Genomic DNA, 13,955 nt, shown 5'->3' with positions numbered 1-13,955 from the left:
AATGAAGAAATCTATAATTATATTTTACGCATTATTGCTTTATGCACTGATTCAACTCATTTCGTGGGGAACATTGGTGGTGCGTTTGCAGCCGAGCCGAATGACCATGATTATGGGCGAAGGTTCGGTATTTTTGTTCTTGCTCTGTATTGGCGGCTATTTTCTTCATCAATCGTTAAAACGTGAAGATAAATTAAGAGAGCAGCAGCAGAACTTTCTAATGTCTATTACTCATGAGCTGAAATCGCCTTTGGCGGCAATAAAACTTTCTATTCAAACTATTGTTAAACGTGATTTGGATAAAGCACGCCAAACTTCATTGCTTAACAATTCGTTAAAAGATATTGAGCGTTTGGATGATCTTGTTGAAAATATGTTATTGGCCACCAAGATTGAAAACCGTTCCTATACTTTTCCGAAGGAAGAATTTAACTTCTCGGAGCTGGTATATAAGATCACAGATAGGTTGCAGGTTCATTCTTGTGGATGTGAGCAGATTATAAATGCTAAAATTCAGCCAAATTTGCAGGTAATGGGTGACAAATTTGCCTTATCGTCAGTAGTGACCAATTTAATTGAGAATGCGGTGAAGTATTCGAACCCGTGCGATGAGATAAATGTGCATTTAAACAAAGTTGACGGGCATATTCAATTAAGTGTAATGGATCAGGGGCCGGGTATTTCAGATGCCGAAAAAATGTTGATATTTGATAAGTTTTACCGCGTTGGTAACGAGAATGTCAGAAAAGCGAAAGGAACAGGTTTAGGCTTGTTTATTGTGAAGGAGGTTTTACAATACCATGATGCAGATATTACAGTAAAAGACAATCTGCCCCAAGGAAGTATTTTTGAAGTAACATTTAGTTAATCTCAATTATGTCACAAAAATTAAGAATTCTATTGGTAGAAGACGAGGATCACTTGTTAGATGCTATCAAATTAAACCTCGAACTTGAGGGTTATAAAGTTCACGCCGTTAAAGATGGCAAAACCGCTCTTAAAATTTTTAAAGAAGAACGCTTTAATCTAATTATTTTAGACGTAATGTTGCCTGAAATGGATGGTTTCCAGGTTTGTGAAACAATCCGTTTAGAGAATGCAGAAGTTCCGATTATGTTTTTAACAGCTAAAAACACTTCAGAAGACCGTGTTTTAGGTTTGAAAAAAGGAGCTGACGATTATTTGGTTAAACCTTTCAACTTAGAAGAATTAATTCTTCGTGTTGGTATTTTGGTTAAACGCAGTTTAAAATCTGATGATTTAAAAGAATTGAATTCTTACAAAATCGGCGATAAAACAATCTATTTTAACTCTTTCGAATTAAAACACGATGATGGTACCATAACGCCGTTAACCAAAAAGGAAACGATGTTGTTGAAACTGTTGATCGAGCGTAAAAATGATGCGGTTTCAAGAGAGCAGATTTTAGAAACTGTTTGGAATTATGATGTTTATCCTTCAACAAGAACAATCGATAATTTCATTTTAACTTTCCGTAAGTATTTCGAACCAGATCAAAAAAATCCAGTTTATTTCCACTCGATCCGTGGTGTAGGCTATAAATTTACTGATAGTCATTAATGTACAATAATAAAGGCAGATATGCTTTAATGGCAGTTTTCGTGCTGGCTGCGTTGGTTTGTATTTTTTACAATCAATACCAGTTAGCCGCTGTCTCAGGGCTTTTATTTGCTTTTGTTGTTTGGAGCCATTTTAAACATAGTTCAGTTTTGATGGCATCGAAACATTTCAAAAACAACGAATTCGGTAAAACCAAAGCCTTATTGGCAGAGGTGGTTAAGCCAGAGCGCTTAGCTAAAAGTCGAAGGGGTTATTACGAATTTATGCAAGGCAATATAGCTTTGAAAGAAGAAGACTACGATAAGGCTGAATATCACTTTCAGTTGGCGAGTCGTTTTCCGGTGGGCGGAAAAAACGAGAAATCGTATGTGCTGATCCATTTGGCTAATCTCGCTTTGCGGAAGAAAGATAGAGAAAGGGCAGAAGCTTATACGAAATTGGCCAAAGAACTTGCCGAAACGCAACGCTCGAAAGACATTATCGTTAAAATTGAAAAAGAAATAAGCAAGTTATAATATTAATATTGTCATTTTGAATAACGAAGCACCAGTTTAGGGATAAAAAGGTACTTCGTTTTTTTTTTATTTAATACCTTTGCGCCCGATTCGTCATGCTGAATTTAGTTCAGCATCTTTTTTACAATAAGACCCTGAACTAAATTCAGGGGGACGTTGACTAAGGAACACCAATTACAAATCATGAAGAATAACTTATTTTTAGACGCAGCATTTTCAAAACAAACCGAACGCCCACCAGTATGGATGATGCGTCAGGCAGGTCGTTTTATGCCACAATATTGGGAAATTAAAAACAAATACTCTTTTTTAGAGATGTGTAAGACTCCAGAAATTGCAGCAGATGTGACCATGTTACCTGTTGATTTGTTGGATATTGATGCCGCGATTTTATTCTGTGATATTTTGGTAACTGGTGAGGCTATGGGCGGTGACTTAAGTTTTACACAAGGTGTTGGTCCTAAATTTGCAAATCCGGTACGTACCGCTCAAGACATTGAAAACTTAAATGTTGATTGCCTGGACGAATTGCAGTACGTTGCCGATGCGATTAAAGTGATTCAACAACGATTGGATAGCAGAATTCCATTGATTGGCTTTGCAGGTGCACCATTTACGGTGATGAGTTATTTAATTGAAGGAGGTTCGTCTAAAGATTTTAAATTAACCAAGCTCTTTATTCACAATCAGCCAGAGCTGGCACACAAACTTTTGGCTAAAATTGCTAAAGTAACGGCTGACTACCTGAATCTTCAGATTGCTGCTGGTGTTAATGCTGTTCAGATTTTCGACAGTTGGGCACTTGCTTTATCATGGAATGATTATCAGGAGTTTTCTCACCGTTATATTGAGGAAATTATTGCTAACCTAAACAGAAAAGATATTCCGGTGATTTCTTTCTGTAAAGGAAGTTCGGTTTTTGCTCCGATAATGGCAGAAGCCAAACCAGACGTAATTTCGGTTGATTGGAACGCTGATTTATTGAATATTAAAAATGCTTTGCCAAAAGGTATTGCCGTACAGGGAAATTTAGATCCACATATTTTATATGCAGATAAAGCGGTAATTAAAGCACAGATCCATAAATTATTCGAACGTATGCGTGGCACTGAAGGTTTTATCTTCAATTTAGGTCATGGTATTATGCCAGATATTCCTTTCGATAATGTGAAGTATGCAATTGAAGTGGTAAAAGAGTTTAGGTATTAACCCCCTAAATCTCATAAAGGGGGCTTTGAACGGTTGCTGTAAATCGTTATATTTGGATATGGAAACACTTATTATAAACATTCCTGAAAAAAAAAGCGAATTGGTAAAACAGCTTTTAAAGGAGCTTGGTGTTACTTTTAAAAAGGAGAGTGCGGGTAAATCTGTACCCAATTCAGTTACGCAAAAAACTATCGATGATGCACACAAGGGTATTGGGATAGGCGAACCGATTAAAGATATAAATTCGTATATCAATTCCTTGTAGATGTTTGTTCTAAAGCCTACCAATCAATTTGATAAAGATATTAAGCTAATGAAGAAACGTTCTGCAAAGAGCATAAATCTCATTAAGGATTTTCTATTTAAATTAGAGATTGATGGTGCCAGTGGAATTGATAAGAAGCATCGCCCGCATAAATTAGTTGGAAACTATAAGGACAATTGGGAAGCTCATATTGAGCCTGATTTATTGATCATATGGTTTGAGATAACCGACGCAAAAGAAATAATTCTATTAAGGGTCGGAACACATTCTGATTTATTTTAAATAAAAGGCTTTATTCTACAAACATTCAATGATAGAAACCTTATTGCCATATTACCAATATTTCAAAGCAGTACATATTGTATTTGTAATTAGCTGGATGGCGGGACTGTTTTATATCCTGAGTCTTTTTATTTATCACACTGAGGCTAACGATAAGCCCGAACCTGAAAAAAGTATTCTCCAGAAACAGTTTGTTAAAATGGAGGCTACATTATGGAAAATTATTGCTACCCCGGCCATGATCATTTCTGTTTTGGCAGGTATATCTATGTTGGCTTTAAATCCAGACTTGCTTAATGCCGATTGGATGTGGGTAAAGCTAGGTTTCGTAGTGGGCTTACTCATTTATCATTTCATTTGTCAAAACATCGTTAAACAGCTTAAAAACGATCAGTACAAACTAACCAGCTTTCAGTTGAGGTTGTGGCGCGAGTTGGCGACGATTTTTATGATTGCCATTGTATTTGTGGTAATCCTGAAAAACGCCATTAACTGGATTTACGGTTTAATAGGGATAATGGGCATAGCAATGGCCATTATGATTGCGGTTAAACTATACAAGAACTATCGTAAAAAACGTGGCGAATAATCTTTATACCACAATTCACCAGGGCACCGAGAATATTGTTTTTAATTAGAGGTGTTAATAAAAACTTTGTGTCCTTTATACCTTAGTGGTCGACTCGTAAATCACTTTGTTTCCTTTGCGTAAACTTCGCGTGCCTCGCGGTTAAATAAACCAAAAACTATTCTAAATTTGGGCGATAAAATCAAAGCGCATGTTTACAAATACAGGTCTGAAAAAGACCTTACTCTTAATACCATTTCTTTTTAGTGCTTATTTCGCTTCGGCACAGTTTAATCAATCGGCCTTCGAAAACAGGATTCGCCCCGATAGCAGCTTAACCAATGAGGTTCACTTCAATTTCTACAATTTAAATTACGTCCGTAATTACGAGTATACCAACGATTTTCATGATGGTTATACTTTGTACGGAACGCAATTGCAGCCGCAGATCGTTTATTATGCACATCCAAATCTGGCCATTACTGCAGGTGCTTTCATCAGAAAAGATTTCGGACGGAACGGAATTTCTGATGCCAAACCATTGTTTAGCGTAAAATACCATAAGCGTAACCTCACCTTAATTTTTGGAAGTTTAGAAGGAAACATTCAGCATAAATATATTGAACCTTTATACGATTTCGAAAGAACCATAACTACACCAATTGAATATGGAACGCAGTTATTGGTTGAGCGTAAGAAATTTACCTTAGATGCCTGGATTGCCTGGCAAAAAATGATTTATAAGGGTGATCCGGCGAAAGAAGAGATTATTGGTGGTTTATCAACCGAAAGTTTTTTAATAAAAAATGACGACTGGAAATTGAGTATTCCTGCACAGTTTTTAGCTTTCCACCAGGGCGGGCAAATTGATGTGTTAAAAGAAATCCCGATTACCACCATGTTTAATGGCGCAACTGGTATAAAGCTGCATAAAGACGTTAATTCCAATATTAAACAGGTATATACTGATAACTATATTGCCGTTTACAAAGATTTCTCTCCTGACAAAAGAAGGGCTTACCAAGGTGGTTTTGGTTTATGGTTAAATGCTGGTGTAGAAAGTAAATGGGGCAGTTTAGTGGCCTCTTACTGGAAGGGCAATAACTTTATTTCGATTAAAGGCATGCCACTTTATGAATCGGTATCAGATAACCTCTACAGTCCAGGCTTGAGACAAAGTTCAAGAAACATTGTTTCGTTGCGTTATGCGTATCAAAAAGAGTTAATTCCACATTTATATCTTGATGTGCGTTTCGAACCGCATATAGATTTAGACCATACCGATAAACAACTTCAGTTTAACCATTCATTCTTCTTAACTTATAAACAAGATTTCAAATTGTTTAAGGTGAAGAAAGCTGAGAGGTAAAAGGTATAAGGTTTAGGGTAGCTAAATTCATATCATTTCAAACCCCAAGGTATATAAACCTTCGGGGTTTGTTGTTTTAAGCCCTGCCATTGTTTCTAAACCCGATAGCAGCGTAAAACACGAAGGTGAGGAACGAACCGAGGCTTTGAAGCGAATAGCGGGACTGCTGCTCCCGATGAAAATGCTGCACGTTCATTTTCAAATAAAAAATCTATATCTTTCTTAAAAAAATATTTTAAATGTATCTCATTGATAATCAATAGATATTTAGCTGTTTTTAACCTTATTTAACTTTTTTTCTCTCCTCATGCAACCATTGTTTGTAATCTGCCATCTTCTATATACAAACACACAATGAAATTGACGCGAAGCTATACGATAAACGATTTGATGGAAGGCTGCAAAGCTGGCGACCGGAAGATGCAGGAGCTGCTTTACAAGCAAACGGCATCGAAAATGTTGGCCGTTTGTATGCGCTACGCCAAAGATAAAATGGAGGCAGAAGACGTGCTGCAGATGGGATATATTAAAATTTTCCAGAAAATAAAAGAGTATAGGGGCGATGGTTCTTTTGAAGGCTGGATTAGAAGGGTTATGGTGAACACTGCCATTGAAAGTTACCGTAAAAATTTACGCAGCTTAAATGTGGTAGAAATAGATGAAGCTTACGAGCAACCATCAACCGGATTTGATTTTGGTACTTTAGGAATGCAGGATTTAATGAAGGTGATACAAAAATTGGCAGATGGTTACCGCATGGTTTTTAACATGTACGTAATAGAAGGTTATTCGCACAAAGAAATTGGAGAAACACTTGGAATCTCAGAAGGCGCGAGTAAATCGCAACTGTCGAGAGCAAGAGCAATATTAAAAGAAGAAATTATAAAAATGGAGGGATTTGGTTATGCAACCTATACGGGATAAGGATTTTGATCAGCTATTTAAGGATGCTTTTGCTGATGCGGAAGTAACACCTTCAAGGGATTTATGGAGCAATATTGAAAGCGAAATAACACCTAAGAAAAAAAGAATCATACCGATTTATTGGTTGTCTGCGGCCGCTGTGTTATTGATCGCTACTATTGGGGTTTTGGTTTATCAACAGCAAAATATAAGCAGCGGAGGTAAACAACTGGCCAGTAACACGATTGAAAAAACGAAACCACTGGTACAAGAGCCAGTTGTTAAAGATTCTTCGGCTACAATTGTTGCCCCAGTTGAAAATATAACACCAGTTTTGCCAGTTCAACCTAAAGCGGTAAGTGCTGTTGCCAAAACAAAGGTGAAACAAGACGTTAAACCTGCTGCGGAGCAACCACGGATAGTTACGGCGCCTGAAATGCAAAAACAAGAAACAATTGTAGCTAAAGTAGAAGAACCTAAAAAGGATATTAAAACAAGAATCGAAGAGGCGATTTTACAGCCAAAAGAAGAGGTTGTAACTGCGCTTGTTGCAACGCCAGTTAACACGGATGAACCTGTTAACGATAACGAACAGAGCAATAGAGGTATCCGTAATGTTGGCGATGTGGTAAACCTCATTGTTAATAAAATGGACAAAAGAAAAGATAAACTGATCCAGTTCCGTACGGATGATGATGATTCTTCTTTGGCATCAATTAATATCGGCCCGTTTAAAATAGGTAAACGAAATAAGAAGTAAGCCAGGATTGTTCAGGATTTACAGATTTTAGGATTCAAACCATTCACTCATTCAATAATTTACCCATTCAATAATTCACTCATTCGATAACTCAACAACACACACATATGAAACGTCTAATTTATACAACACTTTTGGTAAGCGGGCTTGCCGGTGTTATGGCTCCAGGTGCTTTTGCACAACAAGATAGTACCAAGAAGAAAATGGATTATAGTGAAGGACATGGTATCATAATTAAAACTAAATCTGCAGATTCAGTTAAAAAAGGCCGTTTTGTAGGCGGGATTACTTTTACCAGGGTTGATTTAGGTTTCTCCAGGTTAATCGATAATGGCAGTTTCAACTTATCTCCAAACAACGATTTTTTGGATTATAAAGATGGCAAAACCAGTACTTTCTCTTTCGATGTTTTGCAATTTGGCTACCGTTTCAACTCTAATTTTAAAGTTTATGTAGCGGGTGGGTTCGACTGGACATTGATCCGCTTACGAAAAGATATTACCATTGCTAAAAACTCTAATGAATTTGTATATACTGACCAGGCGCCTGTACATTTCTCTAAAAACCGTTTCTCTAGTAGTTATGTGCACATTCCTTTAAACTTCGAATTCCGTACCAGCGAAAACAAAAACAGCAAAAGATTTTACCTGGTTTTAGGTCCGGAGGTTAGCTTTTTGCTAAACGGAAAAATTAAACAGATAAGTGAAGAGCGGGGTAAAGAAAAGCAATATGATAGCTACCACTTTCAATCGGTTCGTTATGGAGGTACAGTTAGGTTTGGCTATGGTGGTATAGGATTATTTACCAAGTATTACTTTAATGATATGTTTACTACCACTCAACAAGCTGGCTTAAAAAACATGAGCTTTGGAGTTACCTTCGGATTAAATTAACGCCCCTAAATCCGCTGAAGGGGACTTGATGAAACCCTCCTGAAAATGTAGGGCGTCAACAAAACAAATAAACAGATCCTGTTTCGGTTAGGCGAGACAGGATTTTTTATTTCGTCTCATATTTACCTTAAACCTTTCACCTTAAAACCCTCTACCTTTTTCTTATCTTTACCACGTGAGCAATACCATAATCAGCGTTAAAAACCTAACCAAGCAATATCAGGCAGAACAGGCCGGAGGTATTAAAAATGTAAGTTTCGAAATTAAAAGAGGCGATGTAGTGGCCATAATCGGAGAGAGTGGAAGTGGAAAATCGACCTTACTGAAATCCATTTATGGATTACTGAAAACCGATGAGGGTAAAATCTTTTTTGAAGATCAAAGGATTAAAGGCCCTGATGAACAACTTATCCCTGGCCACAAACAGATGAAAATGGTTACGCAGGATTTTTCGTTAAATATTTACGCGAAGGTTTACGATAATATTGCTTCACAGCTATCGAATACCGATCTTAAAACGAAAGCTGAAAAAACGCTCCAGATTATGGAGCATCTTCGGATTTCGCCACTCCAGAATAAAAAAATCATCGAACTGAGCGGGGGAGAGCAACAGCGTGTGGCTATAGCTAAAGCCATGGTTGCAGATACGCAGGTTTTACTTTTAGACGAACCTTTTAGTCAGGTTGATGCACTACTTAAGAATCAACTGCGTGCCGATATTAAACGAGTAGCCTCCGAAACTGGTGTTACTGTGATTTTGGTTTCTCACGATCCGGCTGATGGTTTATTCCTGGCCGATCAGTTACTTATAATAAAAAATGGAGAATTACTGCAAACAGGAAAACCGGCAGAAATTTACCAGCATCCTAAACACATTTATACCGCTCAGATTTTAGGCAATGCCGTGGTTTTATCGAAAGCCGATGCCGAAAAAATTGGTTTAAAAACGGAAAAAGAATTCGTTGTTTTTTACCCCGAATGGGCTGAAATAAGCAATAGTTGGAGCAGCAGGCGCTATGAGGTGAAGGATGTGTACTACAAAGGTTTTTATGATGAACTGCTTTTGGAAAGAAATAGCGTGAACATCCGCGCCTTGCAGCTGAACAGGGGAGAGCATAAAAAAAACGACCACGTTCAATTGAACATCAGTCGTTTTTTAGAGTTTTAATACTTATTATAAATCGTTTCCAACAAGAACTATTTTTACCCTTACTGTTGATGTAGGTTTTATCGGAGTTGTTGCCTGGTAATCTGAACTTTGTACGTCGATAGATACTCCACCTTTATATACTTCGAAGCTGTAAGCATCAACATTATAAACAAATGGTAATGCAATATAACTTGCACCGCTATTGTAAGAAATGTAAACCAAAGTTCCTTCATTGTCTACATGATACTGGTCTATTTCAGGAATAGAAATATCTGCTGTAAATGTTTTTTGGTCATTGCTTAACACCCATGCATTAGGAGATATATCTTTAACTACAGTTAAAATGGCATTTGCTGGTTGAACAATCGTGTCTTTTTTGCAAGAAGCCAGACCTAGTGTGGCAATGCAAAGCATTAAGATGGTAAATTTTTTCATGTTGATTAGTTTTTATTTGTGTGTGTGATATTGGTATTACAAATCTGTTGCCAAAAAAATATAATTGTGGATTAATGGATTAATTATTGTGCAACAGATTAAATACACAAATGTTATCATCCTATTTTTTTAAAATATGAAGCTCTTTTTTCGCCTCTTACCATGGTTAATTTTAATCGTTTCGGGATATTTATTTATCTCTAAAAAGTTCAGTATCAATACCTCTGTCGAGAGCAAACATCAGCTTCTGGTAGAGAAAATTGAGGCTATTGGCAAATTAGAACTGGTAAGGTATCAGATCAGCGATGTTTTAGAACACAAAAATAAAACAGACTTTTTACCCGAAGCCAGTGTTTTATTGATTGTTAAAGCCGAAGCAGTAGGCTGTATCGACTTAACAAAAATTACGCGTGAAGATATTGATATTGATGCGGACACCGCTGTAGTAAATTTACCACAGCCCGAAATATGTTATGTAAAAATCGACCATAAAAACTCCCGTGTTTACGATACGAAAATGGCTTTCTTTCGCGAAGCGGGTTTGGTAGATGAAGCGTATAAAGCGGCTGAAAGACAGGTAACTGCTGAGGTTAAAAAATCGGATATTTTAACACAAACTAAAACCAATGCTACAACCGTACTTAAACCGATTATAGAAGGTTTGGGCTATAAGAATGTGAGGTTTACTTTTGAGTAGGGTTTAAGGTGGAGGGTTTAGGGTGTAAGGTTAAGCGATCGTCATCCTGATCCGATGGCTATCGGATTTAGTTCAGGGACTTTGTGGAAAGGTAAGAAATTCTGCAGGATAGATGCTGAAATAAATTCAGCATGACGACTTAATCAAAATTTACTTCAAAAAATCTTCCCTATGCGGATTAAAAATATCGATCAACAATCCGGCTTCTAAACAAACCACGCCATGAAATACATTTGATGGGGCAAAGAACACATCTCCCTCGTTTAATATCTTTTTATCATCACCCATAGTTACTTCAAAACTTCCTTTGGCTACATAACTCATTTGTAAGTGAGGATGATTGTGAATGGTACCAATAGCGTCTTTTTCAAACTCTACCTTAACCAGCATCAACTGGTCATCGTAAGCCATAATTTTGCGTTTAACGCCTGCGCCTAAATCTTCCCAATCTATGTCACTGTTAGAAATTAATGCTTTGTTGCTTAAGTCTTTGAAATTCATTTTTTTATAAGTTGTGTCATGGTGCAAAAAATCGTCATCTCGACTGCAGCGTAGCGAAACGGAGAGATCTATAATAGATTTCTCGACTTCATTGCACTCCGCTCGAAATGACGAAATTATTTTGGCGGTTAAAGAACTTTAAACCAAATATTCAAACAGAGTCTGATCCTGGTTTAGCTCAATAATTTCAAACTTAAAATCTTTCATGCGTTGCAATAAACTTGCATAATCGTTTTTATTAGAAAGCTCGATGCCAACCAAGGCAGGACCATTTTCTTTATTTGTTTTTTTAATAAACTCGAAACGGGTAATATCATCCTGTGGACCTAAAACTTCATTCACAAATAACTTTAAAGCACCTGGTCTTTGTGGAAAACGTACAATGAAATAATGTTTCAGGCCTTCAAAAAGCAAAGATTTCTCTTTAATCTCCTGCATACGCTCAATATCGTTATTTCCACCGCTTACGATACAAACTACCGTTTTACCTGCAATCTGGTCTTTAAGCTGATCTAATGCAGCCACAGACAGTGCTCCGGCAGGTTCAACCACAATGGCATCTTCGTTATACAATTTTAAAATGGTCGTACAGATTTTTCCTTCAGGGATTAAATGCATCTGATCAAGCAGTTCCTTACAATATTCGTAGGTGATATGACCAATTCTTTTTACAGCTGCACCATCCACAAAGCGGTCTATTTCTTCTAAAGTAAAAGGACCGCCATATTCCATTGCCGTAACCATTGATGGTGCACCAAGTGGTTCAACACCAACTAATTTCACTTCAGGTTTAACGGTTTTCATGTAAGCGCTCACGCCTGATGCCAAACCGCCGCCACCTACAGGCATTACGATGATATCCAGATCAGGCAGATCTTCGTAAATTTCTACACCAACCGTTGCTTGTCCTTCAATTACTTTTTCATCATCGAAAGGTGGGATGAAAGTGGCTGACTTTTCGGCACTGTAAGCTAAAGCTTCTTTTAAACAATCATCAAAAGTATCGCCTACTAAAACCACTTCAACATTGTCGCCACCGAACATATAAGTTTGTTTAACCTTTTGTTTCGGCGTAATCTCTGGCATAAAAATAACCCCCTTAATGCCGAGTTTTTTACATGAATAGGCCACACCTTGTGCATGGTTCCCCGCACTAGCACAAACTACACCGTTAATTAATGCGTCTTGTGGCAAGGAGCTAATTTTATTGTAGGCACCACGCAATTTGTATGAGCGTACAATCTGCAGGTCTTCTCTTTTTAAATAAATATTGGCATTGTAATGAGCAGAAAGTCCGGCATTAAACTCTAAAGGCGTACGCTTTACCACCCCTTTTAATCTTTGCGATGCAGATAAAAAATCTAGTGTATTCGGTGTTGTAGTATTCATAATTTAGTATCAAGAAGAGAGATATGAGTATCGAGACTTATATTTCACTTGTATTTTTTTGTAAAGCAGGGTTTGGTGTTCCATCGGTTGCAGCTGTCCTGCTTTACATTTTATTCCGCTGCGCTTCATGTTCATTCCAATTAGGTTTAGGTGAACTAAGTTTGTGTTTCAAACTTAAATCCTCCCCCTGCCCCCTCCAAAGGGGGACACCCCTCAAAGTTTTTAAGGCAATTCGCCGATCGGTTTTAGCTTTAGTCTTTAACCTTTCAGCTTTTACGCCAAATGCAAAGCAACCAATTGGTTTAAATCGTAATCGTTAATGCCTTGTTTGCTATCGGCTAAAACCAAAAATTGTTTGTAAACAATATCTAAATGATCTTTTTCCAATTTATGGCCTAAACGGTCTAAATGGTGTTTTAATGCATGACGTCCACTTCTTGCTGTTAATACAATGGTTGCATCAGGGAAACCAACATCTTCTGGTTTAATAATTTCATAGTTCTCACGGTTCTTCAAGAAACCATCCTGGTGGATGCCTGAGCTATGTGAAAATGCGTTTCCACCAACAATTGCTTTATTTGGTTGTACTGGCATATTCATCTGGTTCCGCACCATATGGCTCATTTCATAGAAACGGGTAGCATCAATTTGGGTGTTTAAACCTAAAATCTTGTGCGTTTTCAAAATCATGACGACTTCTTCCATAGATGTATTGCCTGCACGCTCTCCGATGCCGTTAATGGTACATTCTACCTGGCGGGCACCATTTTGTAAGCCTGCGATAGAATTCGCTGTAGCTAAGCCTAAATCGTTGTGGCAGTGCACAGAGATAATGGCTTTATCGATATTTTTGACATTCTCTTTCAAAAAAAGAATTTTCGAGCCGTATTGGTCTGGTAAGCAATAACCGTTAGTATCTGGAATATTTACCACGGTGGCACCAGCAGCAATTACTGCTTCAACCATTTTGGCTAAAAATTCGATATCTGCACGGCCAGCATCCTCTGCGTAGAATTCAACATCTTCCACAAATTTTTTCGAATACCTTACAGCTTCAACAGCACGTTCTAAGATTTCTTCGCGGGTACTGTTAAATTTATGTTTAATGTGGAAATCGGATGAACCAATCCCGGTGTGGATACGAGGTCTTTTCGCGTAACGTAAAGCATCTGCAGCAACATCGATATCATTTTTATTTGCACGGGTTAATGCGCAGATAATAGGGTTGGTAACCGCTTTTGATAATTCAATTACACTGTTAAAATCTCCTGGACTGGATACCGGGAAACCTGCTTCAATCACATCAACACCTAAAAGCTCAAGTGATTTAGCGATTTCTACTTTTTGGTTTGTATCTAACTGGCAGCCTGGAACCTGCTCACCGTCACGCAATGTCGTGTCGAAAATATAAACTTTGTTCGGGTCGTGAATCATAATC

General features: G+C 37.6%; 17 protein-coding genes. 13 read left to right on the top strand and 4 right to left on the bottom strand.

Annotated elements, in window-relative coordinates; all coding sequences use genetic code 11:
• The first annotated feature begins 1 nt into the window (after position 1).
• The 12 genes from ACTJKN_RS19300 (at position 2) to ACTJKN_RS19245 (ending at position 9,513) form a co-directional block, all read left to right on the top strand.
• A complete protein-coding gene (locus tag ACTJKN_RS19300; RefSeq protein WP_440827358.1) occupies positions 2 to 868 on the top strand; it encodes a sensor histidine kinase in 867 nt (288 codons plus the stop codon).
• A gap of 8 nt (positions 869 to 876) precedes the next feature.
• Positions 877 to 1,581 carry a response regulator transcription factor gene (locus ACTJKN_RS19295; protein WP_025146905.1) on the top strand — a complete coding sequence of 235 codons (705 nt, stop codon included), beginning with the start codon at positions 877 to 879 and terminating at the stop codon, positions 1,579 to 1,581.
• Positions 1,581 to 2,096, top strand: coding sequence for a hypothetical protein (locus tag ACTJKN_RS19290; RefSeq protein ID WP_440827357.1), 516 nt, complete (start codon positions 1,581 to 1,583; stop codon positions 2,094 to 2,096). The genes ACTJKN_RS19295 and ACTJKN_RS19290 overlap by 1 nt, the downstream gene beginning before the upstream one ends.
• Before the next feature lie 183 nt (positions 2,097 to 2,279).
• Positions 2,280 to 3,305 carry a uroporphyrinogen decarboxylase gene (gene hemE / locus ACTJKN_RS19285; protein ID WP_440827356.1) on the top strand — a complete coding sequence of 342 codons (1,026 nt, stop codon included), beginning with the start codon at positions 2,280 to 2,282 and terminating at the stop codon, positions 3,303 to 3,305.
• A gap of 58 nt (positions 3,306 to 3,363) precedes the next feature.
• Complete coding sequence (locus ACTJKN_RS19280; protein ID WP_057932005.1) at positions 3,364 to 3,570, top strand: hypothetical protein; 207 nt, start codon at positions 3,364 to 3,366, stop codon at positions 3,568 to 3,570.
• Positions 3,571 to 3,852 carry a type II toxin-antitoxin system YafQ family toxin gene (locus tag ACTJKN_RS19275; protein WP_440827355.1) on the top strand — a complete coding sequence of 94 codons (282 nt, stop codon included), beginning with the start codon at positions 3,571 to 3,573 and terminating at the stop codon, positions 3,850 to 3,852.
• A gap of 28 nt (positions 3,853 to 3,880) precedes the next feature.
• A complete protein-coding gene (locus tag ACTJKN_RS19270; protein WP_440827354.1) occupies positions 3,881 to 4,441 on the top strand; it encodes a CopD family protein in 561 nt (186 codons plus the stop codon).
• 190 nt (positions 4,442 to 4,631) lie between these two features.
• Positions 4,632 to 5,789 (top strand): hypothetical protein, encoded by a 1,158-nt coding sequence (locus ACTJKN_RS19265; RefSeq protein WP_440827353.1) that lies wholly within the window; start codon positions 4,632 to 4,634, stop codon positions 5,787 to 5,789.
• Between the two features lie 354 nt (positions 5,790 to 6,143).
• Positions 6,144 to 6,713: an RNA polymerase sigma factor gene (locus tag ACTJKN_RS19260; RefSeq protein ID WP_121283711.1), complete on the top strand. Its 570-nt coding sequence runs from the start codon at positions 6,144 to 6,146 to the stop codon at positions 6,711 to 6,713.
• On the top strand, positions 6,694 to 7,452 hold the full coding sequence (locus tag ACTJKN_RS19255; RefSeq protein WP_440827352.1) for a hypothetical protein: 759 nt from the start codon (positions 6,694 to 6,696) through the stop codon (positions 7,450 to 7,452). The genes ACTJKN_RS19260 and ACTJKN_RS19255 overlap by 20 nt, the downstream gene beginning before the upstream one ends.
• A 107-nt stretch (positions 7,453 to 7,559) precedes the next feature.
• The gene (locus ACTJKN_RS19250; protein ID WP_440827351.1) at positions 7,560 to 8,345 is read left to right on the top strand and encodes an outer membrane beta-barrel protein; all 786 of its coding nucleotides are present in this window, start codon (positions 7,560 to 7,562) and stop codon (positions 8,343 to 8,345) included.
• Positions 8,346 to 8,520: 175 nt separating this feature from the next.
• Complete coding sequence (locus tag ACTJKN_RS19245) at positions 8,521 to 9,513, top strand: ABC transporter ATP-binding protein (protein ID WP_440827350.1); 993 nt, start codon at positions 8,521 to 8,523, stop codon at positions 9,511 to 9,513.
• A 6-nt stretch (positions 9,514 to 9,519) separates the two neighbouring features.
• Here the strand turns inward: ACTJKN_RS19245 and ACTJKN_RS19240 are convergent, their stop codons facing one another.
• Positions 9,520 to 9,930 carry a hypothetical protein gene (locus ACTJKN_RS19240; RefSeq protein ID WP_440827349.1) on the bottom strand — a complete coding sequence of 137 codons (411 nt, stop codon included), beginning with the start codon at positions 9,928 to 9,930 and terminating at the stop codon, positions 9,520 to 9,522.
• A 136-nt stretch (positions 9,931 to 10,066) separates the two neighbouring features.
• On the opposite strand from ACTJKN_RS19240, the gene ACTJKN_RS19235 reads away from it, so the two are divergent.
• Positions 10,067 to 10,627: a DUF4230 domain-containing protein gene (locus ACTJKN_RS19235; protein WP_440827348.1), complete on the top strand. Its 561-nt coding sequence runs from the start codon at positions 10,067 to 10,069 to the stop codon at positions 10,625 to 10,627.
• Positions 10,628 to 10,777: 150 nt separating this feature from the next.
• On the opposite strand, the gene ACTJKN_RS19230 is transcribed toward ACTJKN_RS19235, so the two are convergent.
• The 3 genes from ACTJKN_RS19230 to ACTJKN_RS19220 all read right to left on the bottom strand — a co-directional run bounded on the left by ACTJKN_RS19230 (position 10,778) and on the right by ACTJKN_RS19220 (position 13,951).
• Positions 10,778 to 11,128, bottom strand: coding sequence for a cupin domain-containing protein (locus tag ACTJKN_RS19230; RefSeq protein WP_440827347.1), 351 nt, complete (start codon positions 11,126 to 11,128; stop codon positions 10,778 to 10,780).
• 138 nt (positions 11,129 to 11,266) lie between these two features.
• Positions 11,267 to 12,517 (bottom strand): threonine ammonia-lyase IlvA, encoded by a 1,251-nt coding sequence (ilvA, locus tag ACTJKN_RS19225; protein ID WP_440827346.1) that lies wholly within the window; start codon positions 12,515 to 12,517, stop codon positions 11,267 to 11,269.
• A 273-nt stretch (positions 12,518 to 12,790) separates the two neighbouring features.
• Positions 12,791 to 13,951 (bottom strand): 2-isopropylmalate synthase, encoded by a 1,161-nt coding sequence (locus ACTJKN_RS19220; protein ID WP_083488690.1) that lies wholly within the window; start codon positions 13,949 to 13,951, stop codon positions 12,791 to 12,793.
• Positions 13,952 to 13,955 lie beyond the last annotated feature (4 nt).

The organism is Pedobacter sp. 22163 (assembly GCF_052045595.1).
In the GTDB taxonomy this organism is placed as follows: domain Bacteria; phylum Bacteroidota; class Bacteroidia; order Sphingobacteriales; family Sphingobacteriaceae; genus Pedobacter.
This window is presented reverse-complemented; position numbering and strand designations above follow the sequence as displayed.